Annotated in this window: 25 protein-coding genes; 18 read left to right on the top strand and 7 right to left on the bottom strand. The window is 36.7% G+C overall.

Annotated features, from left to right (window positions below; all coding sequences use genetic code 11):
- The first annotated feature begins 48 nt into the window (after window positions 1–48).
- The 4 genes from HXV90_RS20040 to HXV90_RS20025 all read left to right on the top strand — a co-directional run bounded on the left by HXV90_RS20040 (window position 49) and on the right by HXV90_RS20025 (window position 4,866).
- The gene (locus HXV90_RS20040) at window positions 49–1,800 is read left to right on the top strand and encodes a methyl-accepting chemotaxis protein (RefSeq protein WP_009374258.1); all 1,752 of its coding nucleotides are present in this window, start codon (window positions 49–51) and stop codon (window positions 1,798–1,800) included.
- A complete protein-coding gene (locus HXV90_RS20035) occupies window positions 1,790–2,542 on the top strand; it encodes an SDR family NAD(P)-dependent oxidoreductase (protein ID WP_009374257.1) in 753 nt (250 codons plus the stop codon). The genes HXV90_RS20040 and HXV90_RS20035 overlap by 11 nt, the downstream gene beginning before the upstream one ends.
- Before the next feature lie 21 nt (window positions 2,543–2,563).
- Entirely contained in the window at window positions 2,564–4,054 is a 1,491-nt protein-coding gene (locus tag HXV90_RS20030) for a sodium:solute symporter family protein (protein ID WP_048394850.1), read from the top strand.
- Window positions 4,055–4,191: 137 nt separating this feature from the next.
- Window positions 4,192–4,866 (top strand): hypothetical protein, encoded by a 675-nt coding sequence (locus HXV90_RS20025; RefSeq protein WP_054548995.1) that lies wholly within the window; start codon window positions 4,192–4,194, stop codon window positions 4,864–4,866.
- A gap of 56 nt (window positions 4,867–4,922) precedes the next feature.
- Here the strand turns inward: HXV90_RS20025 and HXV90_RS20020 are convergent, their stop codons facing one another.
- Both HXV90_RS20020 and HXV90_RS20015 read right to left on the bottom strand, forming a co-directional pair.
- Window positions 4,923–6,617: a methyl-accepting chemotaxis protein gene (locus tag HXV90_RS20020; protein ID WP_269897879.1), complete on the bottom strand. Its 1,695-nt coding sequence runs from the start codon at window positions 6,615–6,617 to the stop codon at window positions 4,923–4,925.
- Between the two features lie 262 nt (window positions 6,618–6,879).
- The gene (locus tag HXV90_RS20015; protein ID WP_081010945.1) at window positions 6,880–7,875 is read right to left on the bottom strand and encodes a M23 family metallopeptidase; all 996 of its coding nucleotides are present in this window, start codon (window positions 7,873–7,875) and stop codon (window positions 6,880–6,882) included.
- Window positions 7,876–8,087: 212 nt separating this feature from the next.
- Between HXV90_RS20015 and HXV90_RS20010 the strand changes: the two genes are divergently transcribed.
- The 3 genes from HXV90_RS20010 (at window position 8,088) to HXV90_RS20000 (ending at window position 12,828) form a co-directional block, all read left to right on the top strand.
- Window positions 8,088–9,983 carry a PrkA family serine protein kinase gene (locus HXV90_RS20010; protein ID WP_039884612.1) on the top strand — a complete coding sequence of 632 codons (1,896 nt, stop codon included), beginning with the start codon at window positions 8,088–8,090 and terminating at the stop codon, window positions 9,981–9,983.
- A 239-nt stretch (window positions 9,984–10,222) separates the two neighbouring features.
- Window positions 10,223–11,380 carry a sporulation protein YhbH gene (gene yhbH / locus HXV90_RS20005; RefSeq protein WP_048394843.1) on the top strand — a complete coding sequence of 386 codons (1,158 nt, stop codon included), beginning with the start codon at window positions 10,223–10,225 and terminating at the stop codon, window positions 11,378–11,380.
- A gap of 44 nt (window positions 11,381–11,424) precedes the next feature.
- A complete protein-coding gene (locus HXV90_RS20000; protein WP_269897878.1) occupies window positions 11,425–12,828 on the top strand; it encodes a SpoVR family protein in 1,404 nt (467 codons plus the stop codon).
- Between the two features lie 202 nt (window positions 12,829–13,030).
- Here the strand turns inward: HXV90_RS20000 and HXV90_RS19995 are convergent, their stop codons facing one another.
- Entirely contained in the window at window positions 13,031–13,444 is a 414-nt protein-coding gene (locus tag HXV90_RS19995) for a hypothetical protein (protein ID WP_048394838.1), read from the bottom strand.
- Between the two features lie 196 nt (window positions 13,445–13,640).
- Here HXV90_RS19995 and HXV90_RS19990 point away from each other — a divergent pair, with 196 nt between their 5' ends.
- Entirely contained in the window at window positions 13,641–14,516 is an 876-nt protein-coding gene (locus tag HXV90_RS19990; RefSeq protein WP_048394836.1) for a radical SAM/SPASM domain-containing protein, read from the top strand.
- A gap of 41 nt (window positions 14,517–14,557) precedes the next feature.
- Here the strand turns inward: HXV90_RS19990 and HXV90_RS19985 are convergent, their stop codons facing one another.
- Window positions 14,558–14,947, bottom strand: a complete 390-nt coding sequence (locus HXV90_RS19985) for a helix-turn-helix domain-containing protein (RefSeq protein WP_004225641.1) — start codon at window positions 14,945–14,947, stop codon at window positions 14,558–14,560.
- Between the two features lie 211 nt (window positions 14,948–15,158).
- On the opposite strand from HXV90_RS19985, the gene HXV90_RS19980 reads away from it, so the two are divergent.
- Window positions 15,159–15,812, top strand: a complete 654-nt coding sequence (locus tag HXV90_RS19980) for a restriction endonuclease subunit S domain-containing protein (protein ID WP_048394834.1) — start codon at window positions 15,159–15,161, stop codon at window positions 15,810–15,812.
- A gap of 44 nt (window positions 15,813–15,856) precedes the next feature.
- Here HXV90_RS19980 and HXV90_RS19975 read toward each other — a convergent pair whose 3' ends face one another.
- Window positions 15,857–17,530 carry a ribonuclease J gene (locus tag HXV90_RS19975; protein ID WP_048394832.1) on the bottom strand — a complete coding sequence of 558 codons (1,674 nt, stop codon included), beginning with the start codon at window positions 17,528–17,530 and terminating at the stop codon, window positions 15,857–15,859.
- A 210-nt stretch (window positions 17,531–17,740) separates the two neighbouring features.
- On the opposite strand from HXV90_RS19975, the gene HXV90_RS19970 reads away from it, so the two are divergent.
- On the top strand, window positions 17,741–18,508 hold the full coding sequence (locus HXV90_RS19970) for a DUF2935 domain-containing protein (RefSeq protein WP_269897877.1): 768 nt from the start codon (window positions 17,741–17,743) through the stop codon (window positions 18,506–18,508).
- A gap of 39 nt (window positions 18,509–18,547) precedes the next feature.
- Here the strand turns inward: HXV90_RS19970 and HXV90_RS19965 are convergent, their stop codons facing one another.
- Window positions 18,548–19,042 carry a L,D-transpeptidase family protein gene (locus HXV90_RS19965; RefSeq protein ID WP_048394827.1) on the bottom strand — a complete coding sequence of 165 codons (495 nt, stop codon included), beginning with the start codon at window positions 19,040–19,042 and terminating at the stop codon, window positions 18,548–18,550.
- A 134-nt stretch (window positions 19,043–19,176) separates the two neighbouring features.
- Between HXV90_RS19965 and HXV90_RS19960 the strand changes: the two genes are divergently transcribed.
- The 6 genes from HXV90_RS19960 (at window position 19,177) to HXV90_RS19935 (ending at window position 22,861) form a co-directional block, all read left to right on the top strand.
- Complete coding sequence (locus tag HXV90_RS19960) at window positions 19,177–19,410, top strand: hypothetical protein (protein WP_269897876.1); 234 nt, start codon at window positions 19,177–19,179, stop codon at window positions 19,408–19,410.
- A gap of 44 nt (window positions 19,411–19,454) precedes the next feature.
- Entirely contained in the window at window positions 19,455–19,664 is a 210-nt protein-coding gene (locus HXV90_RS19955; protein WP_004225632.1) for a hypothetical protein, read from the top strand.
- 12 nt (window positions 19,665–19,676) lie between these two features.
- A complete protein-coding gene (locus HXV90_RS19950) occupies window positions 19,677–19,874 on the top strand; it encodes a gamma-type small acid-soluble spore protein (RefSeq protein ID WP_269899051.1) in 198 nt (65 codons plus the stop codon).
- A 78-nt stretch (window positions 19,875–19,952) separates the two neighbouring features.
- Window positions 19,953–20,141 (top strand): cysteine-rich CWC family protein, encoded by a 189-nt coding sequence (locus tag HXV90_RS19945; RefSeq protein WP_269897875.1) that lies wholly within the window; start codon window positions 19,953–19,955, stop codon window positions 20,139–20,141.
- A gap of 102 nt (window positions 20,142–20,243) precedes the next feature.
- On the top strand, window positions 20,244–20,828 hold the full coding sequence (locus HXV90_RS19940) for a DUF305 domain-containing protein (RefSeq protein ID WP_004225628.1): 585 nt from the start codon (window positions 20,244–20,246) through the stop codon (window positions 20,826–20,828).
- A gap of 281 nt (window positions 20,829–21,109) precedes the next feature.
- Window positions 21,110–22,861, top strand: coding sequence for a methyl-accepting chemotaxis protein (locus HXV90_RS19935; protein WP_269897874.1), 1,752 nt, complete (start codon window positions 21,110–21,112; stop codon window positions 22,859–22,861).
- A gap of 39 nt (window positions 22,862–22,900) precedes the next feature.
- On the opposite strand, the gene HXV90_RS19930 is transcribed toward HXV90_RS19935, so the two are convergent.
- On the bottom strand, window positions 22,901–23,494 hold the full coding sequence (locus tag HXV90_RS19930; RefSeq protein WP_048394823.1) for a metallophosphoesterase family protein: 594 nt from the start codon (window positions 23,492–23,494) through the stop codon (window positions 22,901–22,903).
- A 244-nt stretch (window positions 23,495–23,738) separates the two neighbouring features.
- On the opposite strand from HXV90_RS19930, the gene HXV90_RS19925 reads away from it, so the two are divergent.
- Together HXV90_RS19925 and HXV90_RS19920 are read left to right on the top strand one after the other, a co-directional pair.
- Window positions 23,739–25,235 carry a class I adenylate-forming enzyme family protein gene (locus tag HXV90_RS19925; RefSeq protein ID WP_269897873.1) on the top strand — a complete coding sequence of 499 codons (1,497 nt, stop codon included), beginning with the start codon at window positions 23,739–23,741 and terminating at the stop codon, window positions 25,233–25,235.
- A gap of 117 nt (window positions 25,236–25,352) precedes the next feature.
- Entirely contained in the window at window positions 25,353–26,435 is a 1,083-nt protein-coding gene (locus tag HXV90_RS19920; RefSeq protein WP_269897872.1) for a C39 family peptidase, read from the top strand.
- The last annotated feature ends 28 nt before the right edge of the window (window positions 26,436–26,463 follow it).

Here is a 26,463-nt window from a genome sequence, read left to right as displayed (position 1 = left end):
GAAATAGGCATTTTTTTGCAAGTAAAGTTCAAAGGAGGAAAAGGGGAAATGAAGTTGTTAAAAAACACATCATTAAAAAATAAGCTTTTACTAACAGTCTCTATCGTTGTATTACTGCTTATCGCTATTATTACGACGCAAAGTATTAGTGAATTGAATAATCGGATGAATGTGGATTTGGAGCAAGAATTAAAAAGTGTTGGTTTATTAACAGCTATGAACTTAGACAGTGATGAAGTAAAAGATTTGCTGTCCGAAAAAGGGGAAACAAACGCAAAGTTTACAAAGATCCAAAAGCAACTTGATATGATTCAGGACCAGCAAGGTATTATGAGCTGGAGTTATATTTGGGATGTCAAGGATGAGGGTGGCGTCAATCCAATTGGCTATACCTCTAATCTAAATGAAGTATATGAAGCCGGTGAAATTTTTACTGATTTAGCGGATGAACATGTAGAAACAGCAAAATTAGCTATTGAAAATAATAGTACAGAGGTAACTGATATTTTCGAGGATCCTTTTGGTTCTTGGAGAACGGTTTTTAGTCCTATTAAAGATGATAATGGCCAACTGATTGCCCTATTAGGGATTGATTACTCCGCTGATTATATCAATACGATTATTAAAACAAGTGTGATTAAGCAAATTGTCATTGCCATTATCGGCATTTTAATTTTATTAGTTTTAGTTTACATAATTATAGATCGACTATTAAAGCCACTGAAAAAAGTAGTGAACGTTGCCAATCAAGTGGCAAATGGTGAATTAATAGATGTGGATTTAGAGACATCAAAGGATGAAATTGGTAAATTATCTGAATCCATTCGTACAATGGTGGCTAATTTGCAACATATTATTTTAAACATACGCAATACATCCAATCACGTTTCTTCAGCAGCCAATCAATTAACGGTACATGCTGGTGAAACTTATAACAGCTCAACAAATATTGCACTAGACATGAATCAAATTACACAAAATGCTGAGGCCTCGATGACCATGACAGAGGAAACAGCTGCTGCTATGGAAGAAACTGCAACAGGTATTCAGCAAATTGCTGATTCTGCAAATGTAGCTGCGGAATCCTCTATTTCAGCATCACAGGCTTCTGAACGAGGCAATGAAGTTGTACAACAAGTTATTGCTCAAATGGAGTTAATTAATGATTCTGTTGAACAAATAGGGACAACCATTAATGGACTACATGTTAATACTAAAAAAATAAGTGAAATTGTTAGCTTAATTACTGCTATAGCTGATCAAACAAATCTATTAGCTTTAAATGCTGCGATCGAAGCGGCACGAGCAGGTGAACACGGTAAAGGCTTTGCCGTTGTTGCGGATGAAGTGAGACGCTTAGCTGAACAATCCTCTCAATCAGCAACAGAAATTTACAATTTAATTAGTTCTATTCAGTCTGATTCAAACGCTTCTATCACGGTTATGGAGAAAGGTAAAGAGGATGTTAAGGTAGGGATGGCATTTACCAATGAAGTAGGCGAAATCTTTAAAGAAATTCTTACTTCCTCAGAAGAAGTAGCTAGCCAAATACGTGAAATTTCAGCAGCCTCACAACAAATTTCTGCATCCTCAGAAGAAGTGGCGGCATCTGTTAATAATATTAAACAATCTGCAGAGCAGTCAGCAGAGTTCTCTTCAAATGTCTCGAATTCTACACAAGAGCAATTATCTACCATGCAGGAAGTAAAGGATGCCTCTTCATCACTGGGCAAAACAGCAGAAGAGCTGCAAGGTCTAGTGGCAAAATTCAAATTGGAGAATGATCATAATGGACATTAATTTTACAGGAAAAAATGTTTTAATTACAGGCTCTAGTAAAGGAATCGGTAAAGCAATTGCTTTAGGCTTTGCGCAACATGGAGCCAATATTTTAATTAATTATATTGGGGATGAGCAAGAGGCAGAAGCTGTACGTGCAGAAGCAGAAAAGTTGGGTGTGAAAGCTTTAATATTCCACGCAGATGTTTCTAACTCTCAAGAAGTACAAGCGATGCATCAATTTATGGACGAGCATCTCGGGAATCTTGATATTCTTGTAAATAACGCTGGATTTGCACAGGGTTCCAGCATTACAGATTTAACGGATGAGCAGTGGGATCGTATGATTAAAGTTCATTTATATGGCTGTTTCTATAATTGCCGTGAAGCAGCAAAAAGAATGAAGGAACGTAATACAGGAAAAATCATCAATATTTCATCTGATATTGGTAGCTTGGGTTGTGAAGAATTCACGCATTATTCAGCTGCAAAGGGTGCTATTAATGCTTTTACAAAGGCTTTAGCAAGAGAATTAGCACCTTCTATACTTGTCAATGCAGTTGCTCCTAGTGGAACATTTACGGACATTCTACAAGAGTTTGGCGATAACTATGTGGAGGAAGAATCCGCAAAATATCCATTAAAACGTTTAGCACAACCAGAAGAAATTGCGAAAAGTGTATTATTTTTAGCCTCTAATCATGCTGACTTCTATACAGGTCAAATTTTAACGCCAAATGGTGGGGTCGTAATGAACGGTTAATGGAAAACGAAGGAGTAAATAATGTTAAATATTATTATCTTTTGCTTATACTTATTATTTATCTATTATATTGGCTATAAAGGCTATAAGCGTGTCAACACAGCCGAGGATTTAATTGTTGCTGGCTGGAGCATGCCTTTATCCGTTGTCACGGGTAGTTTAGTCGCTGCATTATTAGCAGCTCCCTTCTTTTTTGCAGCGGTAGGCTCTGGCTATACAAGTGGTGGCTTTGAAGGTTCGGCAACAATGGGTGGTTTAGGGACTTGTATGATTCTTGGAGCACTCATTTGGACAAAGCCATTACGACGTTTAAAGGGCTGGACATTAGCAGATTACTACGGTTTACGCTATGGCAGTAAAAAGCTAGGAGCCTATACAGGGGTTGTTATGGCAATTGCTTTTGGAGTTTTTAATGCAGCGGCGTTAACAGTTGGTGGAACGTATATTATTCAGCAATTGTTGCAAATTGATTTTATACCTGCGGCGCTTCTATTTGTATCGCTAACGGCTATTTATTCAGTTATTGGTGGTTTATGGGCAGTAGCCTATACTGAAATCGTACAAGGTGCGCTTGCAGTGGCAGGTATTTTGGGTATTACCATTTTTATTTTGTTTTACTATCCAGACGTTACATTTAATCCCGAGTGGTGGAATATCAGTACATTATTTGAGAAGGCAGGAGCAGAATTCTGGACTTTGTATCTTGTACTAGCACTTGGAGATATCCCTGCAGTTGACCTTGGGCAGAGGGTAGCTGCTGCAAAAAGTCCACGGGTGGCACAAAGAAGCATGATTATTGCTGGTATTATTGTCATTGCAATTAGCTGGATTCCAGGGATGCTAGGGGAAGCCTTTAAGTCTATTTATCCTGAAAGCACAAACCCAGAAACATTGATGCTTACCTTTGCACAAGGTTATTTTCCTCCTTTATTAGCAGCTATTTTCTTAACAGCCATGGCAGCCATGGGGATGTCTACAGTAGCTGCATGTTATGTAGCGACTTCAGGGATTGTGACAAAGAATATTTATTTAGATTTTATTAATCACAATCCTGATCCTAAGAAGCTATTAAGATTTTCGCGATCTATTATTCTAGCTAGTGCTTTATTAGGTTTAGTGCTAGCTGTAAGTTTCCAAAAAGTAATTGATTTAGCTTATTTAGCTTGGGATATTATATTCGTAACAATATTCTGGCCAATCGTTTTAGGACCATTTTGGAAACGTGTCAGTACACCAGCAGTTTGGGCAAGTATTTCCGTTGGCTTAGTTTATTACATTGTGACATCACTAACATTCGTACCTAGTCTGACAATCCAATCAGAAGGCTTCATAGGTCTATTAAATGAATTATGGCAGGCTCCTGTATTTTCAGGTGTTGTTATAACTGGTATCACAATTGTCGTGGTGAGCATACTCGTTCCGCCATCTGAGCATGTTCTTGAGATGCATAAAATAGAAAAAGATAAAACATTAGACGACGTAAGTAGTAAAGAAGAGCTAATTGGTCGTTAAAAGCAAAAGCACGGATTCATTGTAAAGTTCAATGAATTCGTGTTTTTTATTAGAATGAAAAGATAGAATCAAGAATACTATTGCTAGTACATCATCTGAATTTTTCTAGTGATTATCTTGATAAAGGCGGGAATTGGATGAAAAATATTTTCTTCATTTTATTAGGGATTGTCTATCTTTATCTAGCAAATGCCATTGAATTAGTCATTATTAAGCAACTATTTTTTTTAATCGGGCTGGCTTTAGTCGGTCTAGGGAGTATCCGTTATTTAAAAGAGCGTTATATTGCCATACAAACTTTGACAGCCATGACGGAAGCTAGTGAGGAGGAGATAATGGCTATTCCTCATACACAATGTACAGTTTCCAATGATGCTTTAAATGCTTTACTGTTAAATGAACAGACAAACATGCTTATTTTTGCCCGAAGAGAAGCTTTAGACGAAGAACTAAAAATTATAGAGGTTCCATTTAACAGAATATATGAGGTTGCCATCATGGAAGATGAAGTATTTACGGTTAGAACAAAGAATCATCTAATGAGTGGTTCCTTACTTGCTGAAGCAGATGAAATAGAAGAAGAGGAGGTAGAAGAAGATACAATTTCACAGCTATCGCTAAAGTTAGTAGTAGATCATTTATCAGAGCCTATTCAAGAATATATGTTCATGGATAATAGTGAAGATCCCATATCAAAAGAGGAGGATGACTATAAAGAAGCCATAGAGCTTTGTGAGAAATGGTTTCAAAAGATAAGTGTTATTATTAAACGTCATGAACTGGAACGAGTGCCAATAAGTCATTGGCAATAAGAGAGAAGGCTATCTCAAAATAGAAAAATTTGAGATAGCCTTTGTTGTTTAGATGATTAAATTTTAAATTGCTGTAGCTGCGTATTTAACTCTTCGGCCATTCCAGCAAGCTGATTTGCACTTCTAGCGATTTCATCCATTGTAGCGGCGGTTTCCTCAACAGTTGCTGTTGTTTGCTCAACGCCAGCAGCGGATTCCTGTGAAATGGAGGCCATATCATCAATAGAAGCATTAATGGTTTCCGAATTTTGAGCAAGCTGATTTAAATTCGTTGTAATCGTTGAAATATTAACTATCATATCCCCAACAGCATCAGAAATTTTTTCAAATGTTTCATTAGTTTCATCGAGCTGTGTGGTTCCTCTTTTTACTTCCTCATAGCCAGTCTGAAGGGCAGATGTTACATTGCCAGTTTCACCTTGAATACGCTGGACAATTGTTGCAATATCCGTGACAGAGAACTGTACTTGCTCAGCAAGCTTTCTGACTTCATCTGCCACAACAGCAAAGCCCTTGCCATGCTCACCTGCTCGTGCTGCTTCGATTGCTGCATTTAATGCAAGTAAATTTGTTTGGTTTGAAATATCATCGATAACTGACACAAGCTTGGATATTTCAGCAGACTGTTCATTTAAATTTTCTACCTTTTTCACAGAGTCTAATACAATTTCATTGATTGTAGCCATTTGTTTGGTAGATTGCACCATTAAACTTTTCCCTGAAACCGTTAATTTTTGAACATGACTAGAATGTTCGCTTAATTCAATGCCCTCTTGTGTAGTTTCATGAATGCTACGCTTAAATGCTGTCATTGTTTCTGCCAAATCACCTGTGGTAGATGCTTGTGTTTCTGTACCAGATGCCAGCTCTTGCATCGTTACTGTAATTTGCTCAGTACCTGCTTGTACCTCATTCGATGATTGAGCAAGTTCTTCACTACTAGCTGCTACTGTTTCAGAAACCGAGTAGATAGACTGGATCGTTTGTTTTAATTTTTCGTTCATGTCATTGGCTGCTACCATTAATGTTCCAATTTCATCTCGGGCTTTTACAGGCAGAGGCTCTAGTTGCAAATTTCCATCTGCTAATTCTTTCATCCGGTCGGCTACTACTGTAACAGGTTTAGAGATGGTACTGGCTGTGATAATGGCAATTAGAATACCAGCTATAGTTAGAATCAAGCTAAAGACGATACCAATTGTTCGATTCTCAGAGCTAGTTGATACAACATCATTACCGACATCTGTAATGGCTTTAGCGCGTTCATCTGCCAGTTTTTCGTAACCATATCGCACTTTCGTTACGAGTTCATGTGTATCCATTAAATTTTCTAAAGCTAATTCTTTATTGCCCTTTTGGTAGATATCAAATACCTCTGTATTGACAAGGGTACTCCAATCACGAGCGATTGCTACAAGTTGATCGCGTTCATCTGATTTTTCATATTTGTCTAGAATAGCATTATTTTCCTCAGCCATTTTGCGATACTCATCAAATGATTCTTTGTATTTTTCGTCGCCTGTCAACACATAATTTAACGCTGCAGATAGACGGACACTCATAGAGAGTGCTAAATTTTTACTTGCATCTAAAACAACTAAATCTTCTTTCACTAAATCTTTTGCTTGTTTTTCCATATTTGTATTGGAATTGTAAGTGTAGGTTGTAAAGCTAACTACTAAAACTAACAAAAGAATAAATGCACTTAAAATTCGTGTTTTAAGTGTTTTAAACTTGATAATGCCTTTCATTTTCCCATCCCTTTACTATCTCATTGAGAAATTTTTTCAACACAAGTATTATTTTATAACTAATTATGCGTATTAATAAGCCTTTCGGTAGAAATATTTAAAAATAGTTTCTTAGTACAATGATATAATTATTTTCCTTTTATTTATAGTTAAATATATATAGATGTCTAACAACTAATTTATATGTTTATGTAGAATTTCCTATATAGTAAGAAAATACACCTGAAGCAAAATGCTTCAAGTGCCATAAGTAAAGGATTCTCTATTGTTTTTGATTTTTCGCCTGGCGTTCCCACTGTAGAAGGGAAGGATAAGGGTCAAAAGCCCATTCAGTTTTTCCATTAAATTTATAAATACCATAATGGAGATGTGGAGGGAATTTGCCCGATGTACCTTCTTTCCCATATCCAGAGCTTCCGACATAGCCAAGAACAGTACCAGGTTTAACAATTGTACCTACTTCAATTTCCTTATGATAGCTACCGAGGTGGGCATAATAGTGGTAGGAATTATGATTGTCGCGAATACCAATACGCCAGCCACCAAATTGATTCCATCCTTTTACCTCCACTATTCCATAAGAGGTAGATAATACAGGCGTTCCATAGCTGGCAAAAATATCAGTTCCCTCATGAATACGGCGTCCACCCCAACCACGATTGGCGCCCCAAGTGCCCCTGTAACTGTAATCAGAGCGGATATTTAGCGGGAAGGTATGTGCATCAAGTTCTATAGTTTTAAAATGTCTGTACAATGTGGAGATGGTAAATATTTGATTGACTGCTTCTTCGCTTCCGTAATATTCCCATAATGCTAATTTAAAATCCTCATCTGTTGTTCCAAATTTCCCTAAATAACTAGCCATCGAAAAAATGACATCCTCATCATCCTTTGGACTAGCGATTCCATCATGATTACCGTCAAGGCCCATTCCTCCGAAATAGCTAATTGTCTCAGGAGAAGTGTCTTCCTTTACAGGATTTAATGCACCTGACCAGTATTCATCAGAAAATTGGATAGCCAAATAGCCTTCTCGTTTAGGGATGTCTTTACGAACTGATTGTAGGTTTCTCTCATACTGATCGATAGCAGCTAAAAAATGCCATGGAATGAGTAATTCATCGAATTGTACATAATAGGACATACGCTGCTGTAAAATTTCTTCTTCTGTAAGATCCTCCTTTGCAAAAGAGGCAGAAGGGTACAGCATAATCCCTAAAAATAAAAATGTGAAAAGAAATATAAAATGGCGATGCAATGATGGACCTCCTTTCTAACGTTAGAATAACCGAAATTTTTATCTTCATTCAGTAAGGTTCTATGTATGAAAACAGTTGATATATCGGCAATTTTTTTGCCCCCAAAAATAGAAATAATAAGAAGAAACTTCATCAAAGAAAAAGTAATGGTATCATCATGCCATTAACTTCATACTATGTTATAAATCAAGCCCTGAATGGAGGGAAGGCTATTAACATTTTAGATAAAGTGAAAAACTATCGCGAAGAAGAAAACAGGCTGAAGTGGGAAGGGACATTTGCAGATTATTTAAACATCATTAGGGAAAGACCTGAAGTTGCTCAAACAGCCCATTCACGCGTCTACAATATGATAAAAAGTTCTGGTGTAGAGGAACGCGATGGGCAAAAAATGTACAAATTTTTCGGACAAGAAATTTTTGGGCTTGAAACAGCAATTGAAAGACTGGTGGAGGAATATTTCCATCCAGCAGCACGCAGGTTAGATGTTAGAAAACGTATTTTATTATTAATGGGACCAGTTAGTGGTGGTAAATCAACTATCGTTACCTTACTAAAACGCGGATTAGAGCAATATTCGCGAACTGATGAAGGTGCAGTTTACGCAATTAAGGGATGTCCAATGCATGAAGATCCGCTCCATTTAATTCCACATCATTTGCGTAATGAGTTCTTTGAGGAATATGGGATTAGAATTGAAGGAAGTTTATCGCCTTTAAATACAATGCGTCTTGAAAAGGAATACGATGGACGCATTGAAAATGTAATGATTGAACGTATTACTTTTTCAGAAGATAAACGTGTGGGTATAGGGACATTTACACCATCAGACCCTAAATCACAGGATATTGCAGATTTAACAGGAAGTATTGATTTTTCTACAATTGGTGAATTTGGTTCAGAGTCGGATCCTCGTGCTTACCGCTTTGATGGGGAGCTGAATAAGGCCAATAGAGGAATGATGGAATTCCAGGAGATGCTAAAACTAGATGAAAAATTCTTATGGAATTTATTATCATTAACGCAGGAAGGAAATTTCAAAGCAGGAAGATTTGCTTTAATTAGTGCAGATGAGTTAATCGTTGCTCATACAAATGAAACAGAGTATCGTTCATTTATTTCGAACAAAAAGAATGAGGCATTACATTCTCGAATTATCGTTATGCCAATTCCCTACAACCTCAAAGTTAGTCAGGAAGAGCATATTTATGAAAAGATGATAAAAGAGAGCGATATGTCCCATGTCCATATTGCACCGCATGCTTTAAAGGCCGCAGCAATCTTTTCGGTTCTCACTCGTTTGGAAGTTCCGAAAAAACAAGGTGTGGATCTAATTAAAAAAATGCGCTTGTACGACGGAGAAAATGTGGAGGGATTTAATTCCGTTGACTTAGAGGAGCTGAAGAAAGAGTTCCCGAATGAAGGCATGAACGGTATTGATCCACGCTATATTATTAACCGTATTTCTTCTGCTATTATCCGCAAAGAGATACCATCGATAAATGCATTAGACGTTTTACGAGCATTGAAGGATGGGTTAGATCAGCATGCATCGATTTCTCAAGAGGATCGTGAAAAATACATGAATTACATTGCGGTTGCTCGTAGAGAATATGATGAGATTGCTAAAAATGAAGTACAAAAGGCTTTTGTGTACTCCTATGAGGAATCGGCAAAAACATTGATGAATAACTACCTTGATAATGTAGAGGCATTCTGTAATAAAAATAAAATTTATGATCCACTTACTGGGGAAGAAATGAATCCAGATGAAAAATTAATGCGCTCGATTGAGGAGCAAATTGGCATTTCAGAAAATGCTAAAAAGGCATTCCGTGAAGAGATTCTCATTCGAATTTCTGCCTATGCACGAAAAGGTAAACGTTTTGATTATAATTCTCATGAAAGATTGCGAGAGGCCATTCAGAAGAAATTATTTGCAGATTTAAAAGATATCGTTAAAATTACTACTTCTTCTAAAATGCCAGATGAATCTCAACTGAAGAAGATTAATGAGGTTGTGGCAAGGCTTGTTGATGAACATGGCTATAATACAACATCAGCAAATGAGTTGCTACAGTATGTAGGAAGTTTACTCAATCGATAACTTGATGTTCATTGTTCCAATTAAGATAGGAGTGTCCCATTTTTAGGGCACTCCTTTTATTATCAGGAGGAGAAGATGTCCGAGACTTTGAAGAGATACTTTAGAGCATGGTCGAAAAAAATCTGGACGTTTGAGGCGTGATTGATAAATATACAATTGATTTTATGAAAAAAGTTCAAAAATTTAGCTCACAAGCATAGTATAGAAAAAGCGAATTTGATAGATGGGTGAGGATAAAAATGACTGAACACGAAAATAAACGCTTTGTCATTTCTCAGGAAAATTGGTCCCTCCATCGTAAAGGGCACCAGGACCAACAACGCCATATGGAAAAAGTGAAAGATGCGATTAAAAATAATTTACCTGATTTAGTTAGCGAAGAAAGTATTGTGATGTCCAATGGTCGCGAGGTTATTAAGATACCAATTCGGTCACTTGATGAATATAAAATTCGATATAACTATGATAACTCTAAGCATGTAGGGCAGGGACAAGGGGATAGTAGTGTTGGAGATGTAGTAGCGCGGGATGGCAGTAAGGCCAATCAGGCTCCAGGTAAAGGAAAAGAAGCGGGTGACAAGCCTGGCCAAGATTATTATGAAGCGGAAGTCAGTATTGAGGAAATTCAAAATGTTTTATTTCATGAACTAGAGTTACCTAATTTACAGCAAAAAGAAAAGGCAGATATTAAAACAGAAAAAATAGAGTTTAATGATATTCGTAAAAAAGGACTCATGGGTAATGTCGATAAAAAGCGTACCATTTTAAATGCATTAAAGCGCAATGCGATGCATGGGAAAGCAGAAATAACGCCAATCCACAATGACGATTTACGTTTTAAAACATGGGATGAAGTGGAGAAGCCAGAATCCAAAGCAGTAGTGCTCGCCATGATGGATACAAGTGGCTCAATGGGCGCATTTGAAAAATATTGTGCGAGAAGCTTCTTCTTTTGGATGACGAAGTTTTTACGGTCAAAATATGAAACAGTAGAAATTGAATTTATTGCTCATCATACTGAGGCAAAGGTTGTCACAGAAGAGGAGTTTTTTACAAAGGGCGAAAGTGGTGGAACCATTTGTTCTTCAGCTTATAAAAAGGCATTGGAATTAATTCAGGATAAATATCATCCGTCTCGCTACAATATTTATCCTGTCCATTTTTCAGATGGTGAAAATATATCGATGGACAATGAAAAGTGCTTGAAGTTAGTAGGAGAGTTAATGGATGTATCCAGCATGTTTGGCTATGGTGAGGTGAATCAGCATAACCGTTTCTCAACGCTTATGTATACGTATAAAAAAATTGATGATCCTAAATTCAGATACCATATTCTGAGAAAAAAAGGCGATGTGTATGACGCCTTAAAGAGCTTTTTCAAGAAAAGTGAAGAGTAACATGGAAGTATCCTCAGCACCACGTTCAAAGGAGGGGGCGTAAAATGGACACAAAAGAGCTTCATCGTGCAATAGATGAAATTACCGAAATTGCCTCAAGCTTTGGCTTAGATTTTTATCCAATGCGTTATGAAATTTGTCCAGCAGATATTATTTATACATTTGGCGCCTACGGTATGCCCACGCGCTTTTCCCATTGGAGCTTTGGAAAACAATTTCATAAAATGAAGCTTCAATATGATTTAGGACTTAGTCAGATTTATGAGCTTGTCATTAATTCAAATCCTTGCTATGCATTTTTACTCGATACCAATACTTTAACCCAAAATAAATTGATTATTGCCCATGTTCTAGCACACTGCGATTTCTTCAAAAATAATATACGTTTTTCTAATACAAGAAGAGATATGGTAGAAAGTATGACCGCAACTGCGGAGCGAATAGCTGGCTATGAGAGAGAGTATGGCAAGGATGAGGTGGAGCAGTTTTTAGATGCTGTTTTAGCTATTCAAGAACATATTGATCCATCAATTTTAAGACCGAAGCTATCCTGGAGTGAGGAGGATGAGCTTGAGGAGGAAAAACCACCAACAAAATCACCGTATGATGATTTATGGAGTATAGAAGAAAAAGAAAAAGTTTATAAACCAATTCGACGCAGATTAAAGCAATTTCCTCCTCAGCCAGAAAAGGACCTGTTGTTATTCTTAGAGGAACATAGCCGTGAATTGGAAGACTGGCAACGAGATATATTAACAATGATGCGAGAGGAAATGCTTTATTTTTGGCCTCAATTAGAGACTAAAATAATGAACGAGGGTTGGGCCTCATTCTGGCATCAACGAATCATGCGGGAGCTAAAGTTAACTACTGCTGAAACTATCGAATATGCCAAATTAAATGCGGGGGTTGTGCAGCCCTCCAAAACATCGATTAATCCATATTATCTTGGGATTAAAATTTTCGAGGATATTGAAAATCGCTATAATAATCCTACCGAGGAAATGAAACGGTTAGGTATTTTGCCAAATACGGGACGTGAAAAGATTTTTGAGGTAAGAGAGGTAGAATCAGATATTTCCTTTATTCGAAACTATTTAACAAAGGATTTAGCGAAGCGTGAAGATTTGTACTTGTTCCAAAAGAAAGGGAATGAATACCGTATAACGGATAAGGATCATGAGATAGTTCGCGATCAACTCGTATCCATGCGTGTAAACGGAGGCTTCCCATATATTGTTGTAAAAAATGGCGATTATTTGCGGAATGGCGAGCTATATTTAGTTCATGGCTATGAAGGGATGGAGTTAGATCCACACTATTTAGAAAATGTATTACCTTATATTTACCAGCTATGGGGACGTCCTGTTCATTTAGAAACCTATGTCGATAAAAAGCCGATGCTCTATTCATATGACGGCACAAAAAATTATAAACGCAATGTATAATAAAAAAACTTCTATCTGTTGAGGGTACCATCAAGCAGATAGAAGTTTTTTCATCGTGTCAAAAAACAAAACCATCAATAGTATTTTTTTTGAAAGGTCAACAATCGGTTGCAGGCTACTTGCTTTCCAGTGGCAGAGCACAGAGCCTCTTCGTGTAAAATGGCCTTTTTTTTGCTACTGACATGATCTTTTTGAAACCAATCTACTCATCTTCTTCAGTTAATACATCAGTTTCTTCATTACTTTCACTATGGTTAGAGGATGAATGAATATCACTTTCAATGACAAGACTATCCCGTACTTTAATGCCTTGTTGCCCACCAGCTTCGTCATTATTATTACCAGCAATACCACTTCTTCCATTACCGTCAGCAAATTGCGAATTGACGTTGCGTGTGTGACTACCGTTACTAGCATTTTGTCCACCTTGGTTGGCATTTGTGCCTACATCATGATTGATTTGGCCTCCGCCTTCTGCACGTTGCTCAAAGTGAAAATCTGTATTTCCTATATTGAATGTGAAGTTTATTGTTATATGATTTTTCCCTTGTTTGTTAGAGGATTCCTGCTCAGGTTCGTCAGGTCCATAAAATTTTTTAGAATTAAAACCAGACATCGTTTCTCCTCCCTTCCTTTCCTATTACTATTAAGATATTAGCGCTTCTTGAACCCACCTGTACGTGTAGCCATGTTACCTAGAGAAAAGGTAGGAGTGTCCAGAGGGAAGCTCAACGATTTTTGCTATCTATCCAATAAATTTGTTAAAATGAATGAGATTTGATTATTTAGTGAATGGGAACGGAGAAGCAACATTGAGAACATTTAAAAAGGTTTATATAGAAATTACGAGTGTTTGTAATTTAGCATGTAGTTTTTGTCCACCTACAGCGCGTGCAAAGGGGCTTATAAAAGTCGAACAATTTAATAAAATATTAGATGAAATTCGTCCACATACAAAATATATTTATTTGCATGTGAAAGGAGAGCCATTACTACATCCAAGAATTGATCAGCTATTAGACGCTGCCCATGCAAAAGGATTCAAAGTCAATATTACAACGAATGGTACGCTAATCAAAAAAAATCGCGAGAAAATATTAGGAAAGCCAGCATTACGTCAAATTAATTTCTCGTTGCATAGCTTTGATGGGCATGAAGGCTCTGAAAATCGTGAAAAATATTTAGAGGATATATTGGATTTTGTGCGAGATTCTAGGGAATACAATACGATTATTTCCTATCGTTTATGGAATCTACAACAGGATCATGTTTCGGATGTTGCAGCTCGTCGCAACCGCGAGACTTTAGAAATATTAGAAAATGAGTATCATCTTGATTATCGTATAGAAGAAAAAGTAGAACCTGGTAAAGGGGTAAAAATTGCGCCTCATGTATATTTAAATCAGGATCATGAGTTTAGATGGCCAAGTCTCCTAGAGCCAGAGGATGAAGGTAAGGGTTTTTGCCATGCACTGCGTAGTCAAGCAGCTATATTGGTGGATGGTACCGTAGTACCTTGCTGTTTGGATGGGGAAGGTGTCATTAATTTAGGAAATGTACATGAAAAATCCTTCTCCGACATTGTAGAAGGGGAGCGTGCCAATAAGATTGTTGAAGGCTTCTCAAGAAGAGAAGCTGTGGAAGAATTATGTAGAAAATGTGGCTATCGTCAAAAGTTTGGTATGTAGCTACTAAAAGTTACTTTGAAATAAAAAAGCAGCTCCAATGGTCATTGACCGTTAGAGCTGTTTTTCTTTGATTGAGAATCAATCGTATCTAAAAAATCCTTCGTTATACGAACTACATATTTTACCTCGTCTAAATTTCGTTCTCTTAATAATGAGCGATGAATGTCTAGCATGAGGTTTTTCTCCTCAATATCAGTAACGCCAGATAATTTTTGAAAATTAAATAGCTCCTCAGGGGTAATGTCTAATGCCTTCATGATTGTTTCCAAAGTACTTAAGGTAATATTAGATTGTCCATGCTCAATATTGGAAACTCTTCCTTTACTGAAACCTAACTTCCCTGTTCTTTCAGCCACTTCTTCTTGGCTAAGTCCTTTAGATAATCGAATAATCCGAAGTTGTTCACCTACTAGCTTTAAAAAATCTGACATATGATTCACCTCTATGTTAAAAGCTAGTGAAAAACAATGGAAATGACTATACTATTATAGTGGTATAATAGAGAAAAAGTTACATTAAAATGGTACAATCTTTAGAGTAATACTTTTATCCAGACAAATGACCTAAATAAATAACTAGGTATGCGTTAATGAAGATTGTATTTAGGGTATTAATTGGGACAGAGGATTGGAGGGTTCATACATGGTGAAGCAGTTTTTTTTAGAAGAAATAGCAAAAGTCCAAATTGGTCATTTAATTGTGAACGATCAATGTTTTACTAGGGAAGGTACTCCTTTTATCACCAAAGCAACACTATTGAAATTATTGGTAGATGATGATGCTAGTCAAGTGCCAAAGATTGATCACACGGTTGATTCATTAAATTTGTCACTGGTACCTGCAAAAAGCATTCTTCTCAACAAATTAAATTTAAAGGAAACCATTATTTATCAATGTAAAAAAGCTGTGTGCATCGGTCATGATATCATTGCCATTATTCCAAATGAATCCATTGTTGTTAGTGACTATTTATTTCACTTTTTTAAATGGTATCAAATAAATAAAGAGAGGCGTCATATCCTTCGTTTAATAATTGAATTACCGCCTCTTGATATACAGCATAGAGCAGCTCAACTATTAAACGCTATTCAACATTTATTAATGAATAAAGATTCTTTAGTCACAGCGGTAGAAAAACTTCCACAGTATTTCGATAATGTATCAAAACAAGTAAATCAGCATTCAAAAAACTTACATCATAGCTTTGAACAGCTCCAATATTTATATGCTGATATGTTACATAAGGTTTATAATGGAGATTTCTTAAATGATTCCTTTCAAAGGTTGAGCAATTAACATAAGTCGGTGCAAATGGATTGGGCAATCCTTGCACCGACTTGTTAAATTTCAATAATAATTGGTAAAATCATGGGCTTTCTTTTTGTTTGGGTAAATAAATATTGTCCAACAGCTCTTTTAATTTCTCGGCGAAGGACATGTATTTGCTGTCTGCCCTCTTCTTGAAGCTCATTGACGATTTCTTTGGTAAGCACATTGACTTTAGTTAACAGTGCCTCGAAATCTTTAGCATAAACAAAACCACGTGAAATGGTATCGGGTTCTGAAATAAAAGCTCCGTCAGCTTTATTGAGTGTCAACACAATAACAAGCATTCCGTCTTCTGAAAGTTGCTTGCGATCACGGAGGACAATACCTTCCACCTCACCAATGCCAATCCCATCAACATAGGTATCCCCAGCAGGAATTTTCCGTGTCTGCCTTGCCTTTGAATTTTCAATATCAACTACATCACCATTTTTCATAATAAATGTATGTCCCTTTTGAACGCCAATAGATTCTGCTAATAAACGATGTTGATGTAACATACGATACTCACCATGAATAGGGATGAAGAATTTAGGCTTCATAAACGTCAGCATAAGTTTCAAGTCCTCTTGATGACCATGTCCTGATACATGCATACCTGTATGACTTGAAGAACCATAAATAACCTTAGCACCAAGCTGAAATAAATTGTCTACAATGCGAGAAACGCCCTTTTCATTACCTGGGATTGGTGAAGCCGCAAGAATGACTGTATCGTCTGGTAAAACCTTAATTTCACGATGATTACCATTTGCTATTCTTGCTAGTGCAGCTAGAGGCTCACCTTGGCTACCTGTGCAGAGGACCACGACCTCTTCTGGTGGGAGGTATTTGACCTCTCGTGCATCAATTAACAGATCTTCTGGTACAAATAAATAACCTCGTTCAATCGCGACATCAACGACATTGACCATGCTACGCCCTACTAAAGCTAGCTTCCTATTGGTGGCAATTGCAGCATGTACGATTTGTTGGATGCGATTAACATTTGAAGCAAAGGTTGAGATGATTACTTTTCGTTCAGCATGTAAAAAGGCTTCCTCGATATGATGCCCTACAAGTTGCTCAGAAGGGGTCAAACCTGGTCTTTCTGCATTTGTACTTTCTGAAATAAGGACAAGCACACCCTTTGAACCGATTTCAGCCATTTTATGAATATCAGCAAACTGATTGTTAACGGGCGTTAGATCAAATTTAAAGTCTCCCGTATGGACAACATTTCCTTCAGGGGTAGCTAAAACGATTCCTAAACAATCGGGTATACTATGATTGGTTCTAAAGAAACTAATATCGATTTGTCCTAAATGTAGTGCTGAATCAGCATGAATTTCAATTAAATCCGTTTCTCTTAAAAGTTTATGTTCCTTAAGCTTTAACTCAATAAGTCCGAGGGTGAATCGGGTAGCATACACAGGGACGTTTAATTTTTTTAATAAATAGGGAATTCCACCAATATGATCCTCATGTCCATGTGTGACAATTAATGCCTTAATTTTCTCCTTATTATCAAGTAAAAATGTAATATCAGGAATGATTAAATCAATTCCGAGCAGGGTTTCATCTGGAAATTTTGCTCCACAATCAATAATAATTATGTCATCTGCATATTGTACTACATACATATTTTTACCAATTTCATTTATCCCACCTAGGGCGAATATGGATAATAGCTGTTTACTTGTTGACAACGTATTTCCCTCCTATAGTTTTAAATAAAGCCATCTAAATGGTTTTGCCATAGGTAGTATAGCTTTTAGTATTTCATCCTATACGAAATTTACAGTAAGACTAATTGTATAGCACGAAGAATAGAATGGGGAGATAACAGAAAGCAAAGACAGCTCGAGGGAAGTTTTTTAGTTTATTTCTCTAAAATCAAGATAAGAGGAGGTAGACCTTTGTCAAATTTTGTGCAACATGCCATTTTCGAGCATAGATTTTGGCTAGAAATCATGCAAAACCACGCTCAATTTATTCATGACGCCCTTTATCCCTCAGAAGAAGAAGATATTCAAAGAGCCCATATGTATATTTATCAATTCTCGCAGTTACTTACCTATGTCCCTTCACTCGATGATTCAAATGCTGTATCCTTTTCAGTGTCCGTGGACGACAATGTTGAGCAATTTAAGCAGTTCAAGCTTCATCTACTCAGACATCAACTATTGGGGGATATTGGGATTCATTTAACGCCTACGTTTGTCAATCATATGGTTAATGAATTAGAAGAATATCAAAATGTGCTGGGTTATTTAAAAAAAGAAGAAGCACCACCTATTTTTCATGAGCTTCATCATCATTTAGTTTGGCTTTTAGATGCCTCCGGTCATGCAGGCATTATTAATGATGATTTAGATGGTGTTGAGAAGCGTTTGAAGCAAAAGAGCCATGAGTTTGCTCAACACTTTGAGCAATTTTATTTAAAGGCTGTTGAATTAACAGGCTATTTACGTACGAATATGAATTCCTTTCCTGCTTTAAAACGCTTTAGTAAAGATGTTGAGCTTGAAATGACATTATTTAAAACATTTTTAAGAGAGCTAGAAGAAATGGAGCTAAGTGCAGAGGTGCTAGGTTCATTTACAGCTCCTATGGCGGACCATATGTGGCGTGAGGAGCAATACTATTTAACGAAGCTCGCACAGGCTAGAGAACAAGATAAGTAAAACAAGAGGCTATCTAAACTAACTAGATAGCCTTTTAAGTTAGGGATGAATCACTACTTCTGTACCTATTGGCACAATACTGGCTAGCTCTTCAACATCTCGATTTTGCATGCGGATACACCCATGTGAAACAGCATGCCCAATAGAGCTAGGATCATTTGTGCCATGAATTCCGTAGTGTTGTTTAGAAAGACTCATCCACATCGTGCCAAAAGGACCACCAGGGTTTGGCGCTTTATTGATGATCATAAAACTACCTACTGGTGTTTCGTGAAGCATGCGTCCAACTGCAATTGGGTATTGTTTTTGAAGGATATTGTCTCTATATAAACGGAGCCAGCGATTGTTGGTAGATATCTCAATACGGTAAGGAATTGTGTCGGGCTCAGGCAAGCCAGGGATGACGATTTGTTGACCCATGAAAAGATGATCAGGCTGAATTCCTGGATTAGCAGCGAGAATGGATGCCAAAGATGTACGGTAATCTTGAGAAATTTGAGTAAGGGTTTCACCAGCTTTGACAGTATGAATCAATTATTGTTCCCTCCAATGCAAAGGTTTATTGCTCTACTATATGCATCATATGTTTTATGTAATTTTAGGAATGCAAGGTTTTTCAGTTTCTGGACAGAATAAGCGGTGACATTGCAGGATTAAGGGGCATAAAGATGAAGGAATTTAAAATTACGTATTTTTTTGATGAGGTACATTATGTACGAAGATTCATTTTTATTGAATCGCAACAAGAGGCAGAAAAATTAGTGAAAAATGAACGTGATCAATATATTTCCTTTACGGATAGTAGGGGGATATACCATGAACTGCACACAAAACATGTACGAGTTATTCAAATAGCTGAGTATTATCGAATTGATAAAAGTGCGAAAGAGAAAGACACATAATCTGTTCAGCATTACACACATTATAGGAAAAGGAGTGTGACAGAATGGACATCGAAAAAATACCACATGAAAAGAAAATGTTCATGAATTTAAATAGTAAGGACAAGCCTGACATGGTTGAATCAGATACGATTAGTCTTTTCGATCTGCATGAGGATATGCAAACTGTAGATGCCATTCCGATAGAGGAACTCAATAAGCGTGTAAAAAGAGAAGGCGACGAATTAATTGAAATGCAGCCAGATGAATTATAGGAGGTAAAAATGATGAATCGTGAAAAAGACATCCAGTTTACATCTGCAGGCACAAATATTAACGAAGTGAAGCAAAAAAATGCAGAGGCAGGATTATCCTATAATGAAGTGAAGGCCCTGCTAGCAAAAAGTGGCGGACGTGGAACATTTATTTATAGTGACACTGACATTGAAGAGGTAAAACAAGATATACACAAGCATCAACATTAAAGTTTTGGGAGGAGCAAGGTATTGAGTGCTCTTCCCTTTTTATTTTACAATGATGAAAAATAAAGGAGTTGTGAAAGCATGTCAACTGGAGAAATGAAATGTCCATTATGCGGAGGCGAAAACCATTGTGGCGTGGCAAAAGGTGAAAAAGAGTGCTGGTGTATGACAGTTAGAATTCCAGAAACCCTGTTAACTACAGTGCAAAGAGAGCCAAATCTATGCATTTGTTCAACATGCATAGCTACATATAAGAAAGAGGAAGTATAGTTTTTTACGATGATAAAGGTTGGTAAAAATTGAGCAATTGGTACAATTGTCTATCGCACAACAACCTAGCAGGCATACATTACTCTGAAAGGAGTGTGTCTAATGGCTAAACCAATTGAACTCAGTAATGTGACAAAGGCATATTTAGAGGAATATCAGCGAATCCTCAAAAAAATGATGCAGGGTATGACCTATGTAACCATTACTTGTAGTATCTCAGAAAATTTTATTAAGCAAATCATCCCTCATCAAGTTGCAGCAATACAAATGTCTGAAAATGTTTTACGTTATACAACGAATATACCTGTGCAAAATCTCGCCTTAGAAATCATTCGCACACATACAGAAATGGTTGAGAGTCTTGAAGCGATACAAAATCGATGTTGTGTCGTACAAAATTCAGAGTATGAATTATACGAGTATATGTGTGCTTACAAAGAAATTACAGAAGCTATGTTCAATGCAATGTGTGCTCCACCAGTCTCTAATAGCATTAATATCAATTATCTTCGGGAAATGATTGTCCATCATCAGGGTGGTATACGACTGGCACAAAATGTGCTTAGATTCTGCATCTGTCAAGAGTTAATTCCAATCCTACGTTGCATGATTCAAACGCTGTGTGAGCAACTAGAAGCCATGGAAAAGCTACTGGATAGTTTACAAAATTGCGATTGCGAGTGCTAGCACTAACGAGAAGTTTATATGGGAAGAAGGCGCTAAATCAATCAGGATTTTAGCGCTTTTTCTGCGTAAAGACAGTGTTTAACTAAGAAAATAAGAAATTGTCAATAAAGTGGACGAAAAAATAATAAAGTGTAAAGAATTAAATGAGAATCTATTTTTGTCATTCTATTGTTGGTAAAATATATATGTTTTATTAGTTGAAGGTAATGAAGAGAAATCTATAATTGGCTTTAAAATATTGGTAATTTTATTTTACTTGAATACAACTAGGAGTGGGAGCTATGTTCAAAAGGAAGAAGATTAATCAAAGTTATGATTATTTTTCGGCTACGAAAAATTCAGACATCGAAACAAATGAACGCTTTAAAGAAAAATTGGATTTCCTTGCTTTATCTAGAATTAGAAGAGAATCTGTTGGGTTTTTACGTAAAATTTATGAGAATAATCGACAGCATATACTCGATAATTTTTATGCTCGTCTACTGGAAATCCCAGAGTTTAATCATGTCATCAATACACATTCAACAGTAGAGCGCTTAAAAGGATTATTTGATACACATTTTATTAGCTTATTTGATGATGAATTAGATTTAGATTATGTCTTTAAGCGTCGTAAAATTGCTTATGTTCATGCAAGAATTGGTGTACTACCGAATTGGATGATATCTGCCTATACATTGATTAATCAATTAATCATTCCACTTATTGTCAAAGAACTATCTCGTGATGAAGAAAAAATGCTGGATGTTTTATTGTCTTACGATAGCTTAGTAACAATTGATCAACAAATTATTTTGGAGACCTATATTGAAATTCAAGCAGGATCTGTAGTAAATGGATTAGGTGAAATAATTACTTATAATACACAGTTAGATACCATTAAGGAACTGATTGAATTTCAGGAGATTCAGCAACAGGAGATTGTTGCAGCAGATCAATTAATGCATGAGTTAGACGAAAGTATTGAAGAAATTGCCACATCAGTGGGTGATATTTCAGATCAAACAAAACATGCCTTTAAAAAATTAAATCAGGATTTGGAATCATTACAACAAGTATCATCTATTTTACAGACAACCGATGAAGGCCATAAATCAATGCAGGAAGATATTAGGCGTTTAGTTGAGCGTGTAAATAGTGTAGCGAAATTAATGGAATTAATAAAAAAAATAGCAGATCAAACAAATTTGTTGGCTTTAAATGCATCAATAGAGGCCGCTCGTGCTGGAGAAGCAGGAAAAGGTTTTGCGGTTGTTGCAGAGGAAGTTCGGAAACTTGCTGATGATACAAGTACATCTGTCAAATCTATACATACAGATATACAGGAGTTACTTCATATTACCCATAATATTAGTTCATTGACGACTCAATTTTCCCAAGATTTACATCAAGGTGTTACAGATACCTTATATATATCACAGACGCTAGCTGAGCTAAATAAAAACTTACAGCAGCAGGGGGCGCGCTTTGAGGAAATAGCTACAACGACAAAGGTACAGGCACAATCTGCTACTACTATTTCTGAACGTAACCATACAATTACAGAGAGCATGCAAAAAAGTAAGGTAATCGTTTTTGATATGGGCTCCGCCATTTATAAATTAAGTAAAATGATTGATGGATACCGATCCACAACAATTTCTAAAAACTTTATTATTAGCCAAGAGGATATTATTGAATTAGCTATTACCGATCACCTATTGTGGAGATGGAAAATCTACAATTTGCTACTAGGCTTTGAAACGATGACGGAGCAGGATGTAGGGTCTCCAAAAGAATCACGCCTTGGCGAATGGTACTACGGCACAGGAAAGAAACTGTTAGGTGATGAGCGTGTCTACGCAGAGTTAGAAAAACCATTTATTCACGTGCATGATATAGCAAAAAAAGCAGTGCGTGAGTACAATGTAGGCAATAAAACGGGCGCTGAAAAATACCTGAAAGAAATTACGGATGAATCGTATGTTGTAATTGAAAAATTAAAAGAGTTAAAGGAAATTTTATTGAGTGAGAAAAAGCAATATATTCATTAAAAATGGAAAGCAAGCTAGTCTACATACTAGCTTGCTCTTTTATAGATTAATAGGTGGAACACACATAAATGTCACTGTACGCTTTTGGCTATCATAAAGACACCATTCACGGTGATTGATAACAGAGCCTACATTCACACCATATTGTTTGTCTTGTAACGCAATTGGTTGCCCGTAGCGAATACGAATCGGCAGCTTTTTTTGTTGATGATAAAGACCTGATTCGTGACTATGCCCGAAGAAAAATAATGGTTTTTGAAAGTGTGGGAAAGTCGGTTGCCAGCTTACATTCCACCTAAATTGATGTCCGTGCATAAGGGTGGCTCCATCAATCTCTATTGTCTCTGGTAAAGCTTTAAAACGTTCAATGCCAGTGACCTGAGTAATACGTTCTTCTTGATTGCCTCGAATAGAGGGGAAGGTTAGCAGTTTTTCAAATTCACTTTCTACTATGGCCGCCTTTTGCAAAGGTAAGCCAGATATGGTTTGTGCCTTTTTCTTACTAACAGTGCATTCATATAAATCCCCTAACCCAATGATTGTTGCTTCCTCTGCTGTTTGTTGAATATGAGCTAGAACAGCTTTAGTGTCTTCTATATTAGAATGTAAATCTCCTAAAAGTGCATAAAGCATTTAAACCCGGCCTTTCCTAATAATAATCGTACAAGTATCATACACCTAATAGAAATTACTAGAAAAGTAAAATGTCTAAGAATATTTCGTTACTTCAACTACATATTTTGAATGTGTGGAAAAATTGCCAAGAAATACATTGCTTGATAAAATATAATCGTAATTTTCAGAATTTTAAGAAGTTTAATAGTTTCCCATTCTTGTTTATTCAATAATAATAAAATGAAAGTATGGAGGGCTTATAATGACGAAGTTTATGACAGATATTCTGGAAGACTATGCAGGGCAGCAACCAAATGCAATTGCAACATTGTATGATGGAAAGGCAATAAACTATCATGATTTTTACCAACGTGTAGAAAGATTTGCGACTTACTTGCAGGAACAAGATTTTAAAAAGGATGATGTGATTGCCCTATATACGCTCAATTCAGATTTATTTTTAATCGCATATTTAGGTGTCCAATTAGCTGGATTTATTGTGATGCCAATTAACACTAAATTAGCAGCCCCTGAGGTTGATTTTATTTTTAATCATTCACAAGCAAGGGGCTTAATTTTTGATGAAAGATTAACAGAGGTATTAGAGGACGTTTCTTATTCATTCCAACATACAATCGGATTTCAAGAAATGAAAAACATAATTGAATATGATAATCGTGCTAGAAAAATTGTGCAATTAGAGGCTGACGATACGGCAGTGGTCATGTATACGTCGGGAACAACAGGTAAACCCAAAGGCGTCATGCTAACGCATCAGAATATCGTGGCTACAGCAGATATTTGGTCTTCTTCTATGAATATGTCTAGCAATGACAAAATGTTTATTTGTACGCCTTTGTTTCATTGTGCAGGTCTTCATGTATTTGCTATGCCTATGTTTTATAGAGGGGGAACAGTGGTCATTGAAGAAGCATTTTCACCAACTAAAACGTTAGCTCAAATTGTAGCTACTGAGGCGACAATTTTCTTTGGTGTTCCATCTATGTATACCATTATATTAAATACTCCTGGATTCAAGGAACATAGCTTTAATCATTTACGTTTATTATGTTACGGTGCTGCCCCGATGCCTTATGAGCTTGTAAAGCAAGTGAAAGAAGCATTTCCAAATGTAAAGGTTCAAAATCTTTATGGTCAAACTGAAAATTCACCTGCAGCTACCTCTTTATTAGATACGGATGCATTGACGAAAATTGGCTCAGTTGGAAAACCATTAGCACAGACAGAGGTTTGCGTAGTTGATAGTGAAGGAAAGACCGTACCAGCTGGAGAGGTGGGCGAAATATGCGTAAGAGGACCACAAGTAATGAAGGGCTATTTACGCAATCCAGAGGAAACAGCAAGAGCGATGAGGGATGGCTGGCTGTACTCAGGCGATTTAGGACGCTTTGATGAGGAAGGCTATTTATATATTGTAGATCGAAAAAAAGATATGATTATTCGTGGTGGAGAAAATATTTATCCCATCGAAATAGAAGAAGTTCTATATCAAATGCCGGAAATTTTAGAAGCAGCAGTGGTTGGATTGCCACATGAAGTATATGGAGAAGTACCAAAAGCATTTGTTGTATTAAAGGAAGGGAAGTCTCTTGATGAAAATTCGATACTATCCTATTGTCAAACACGACTTGCCAAATACAAAGTACCTTATGAAATTGAATTTTTAATAGAATTGCCACGAAATGCCTCTGGGAAGGTACTAAAGCATACATTACGGCCGAAAGTGACAACAATTTAAGACAGTTCAATTATCCTTTGACATAATTGCTATCCAGATTTTTGGGGTTCACTGTCTTGTGTAACTCGCTATTAGTACAAAAAATAGTTACTAAATGAAGATAAAATAGGAACGGCTATGAAAGTATCGTATAATAGAGTCTACGACAAATTGAATAATGAGAATGGCGAAGAGGCTGCTCTTCGCCTTAGAATAGGAGCGGAATTTGTCTTGTGGACGGGGTATAAACGCCTTTTACTTATTGGCATTTTGATTATTATGTTACTTTCAGGCTGTCAGCCATTTTCTTGGCAAGATGCTGAACAAAAAAATCAATTAACGGTTTTAACAGTAGAATTTAATAGCGGGGCACCTATTCCAAATCTTTTCCTTACGGTTACAGATGTACAAACAGGTGATGTAGTGGAAGAAGCGATTGGTTCAGAAGAGGGAGAAGCTATATTTTCGAAGCTAAAGGCAGGGAGAGAATATGCAATTGCGGCAACGACACTTGAAAATAGTACGACAAATAATGGGTATACAACAATCGAGAATTTCACTTACGATACAACAAAGCCCTATTATCGATTGCAAACACACTTTTTAAGAGACGATCAGGAGTTAGATGTCCCTGTTGTCATGCAAAACCCCGAGCTGCCACATGGCTGTGAAATTACTTCACTTACAGCCGTATTAAATTATTTTGGAATGAATGTGTCAAAACTCGAAATGACTGACAAGTATTTACCAAAGCAAGAAATACGAACAGTAGGCAATCAACGTTTTGGACCAAATCCCAATGAAGCTTTTGCAGGTAATCCTCGTGATAAAGCTCGTGGCATGTATGTTTTTGCTGCTCCAATTGTCAAAGCAGCTGAGGCAGTTATTACAGATAAACAAGCTGACTTACATGTCAAAAATATGAGTAACGCCTCACAGGATGACATTTTACAGCTTGTGCGTGAAGGTATTCCTGTCGTGACATGGGTAACGCTAGATTTATCAAAGCCTAAACGAAAAGCAGAAAGAGGCTGGATTTATACAGGGGAAACGACTCGACATGATGCTTTTATGAACTTACATGCAGTCGTCTTAACGGGACATTTAGGTGATAAGGTAGTCGTAATGGATCCTTTAAAAGGGTATGTTACTTACAATGTCGATCAATTTTTCAAAAGTTATCAGGAATTAGGCAAACAAGCTGTAGCTGTTCATAAATAAGCTATAAATCATTAGTATGTTACACTAA

Source organism: Lysinibacillus sp. JK80 (genome assembly GCF_027557635.1).
Taxonomy (GTDB): Bacteria; Bacillota; Bacilli; order Bacillales_A; family Planococcaceae; genus Lysinibacillus; species Lysinibacillus capsici.
The sequence above is the reverse complement of the archived record's forward strand: the minus strand, read 5'-3'. Positions and strand labels throughout refer to the sequence as shown.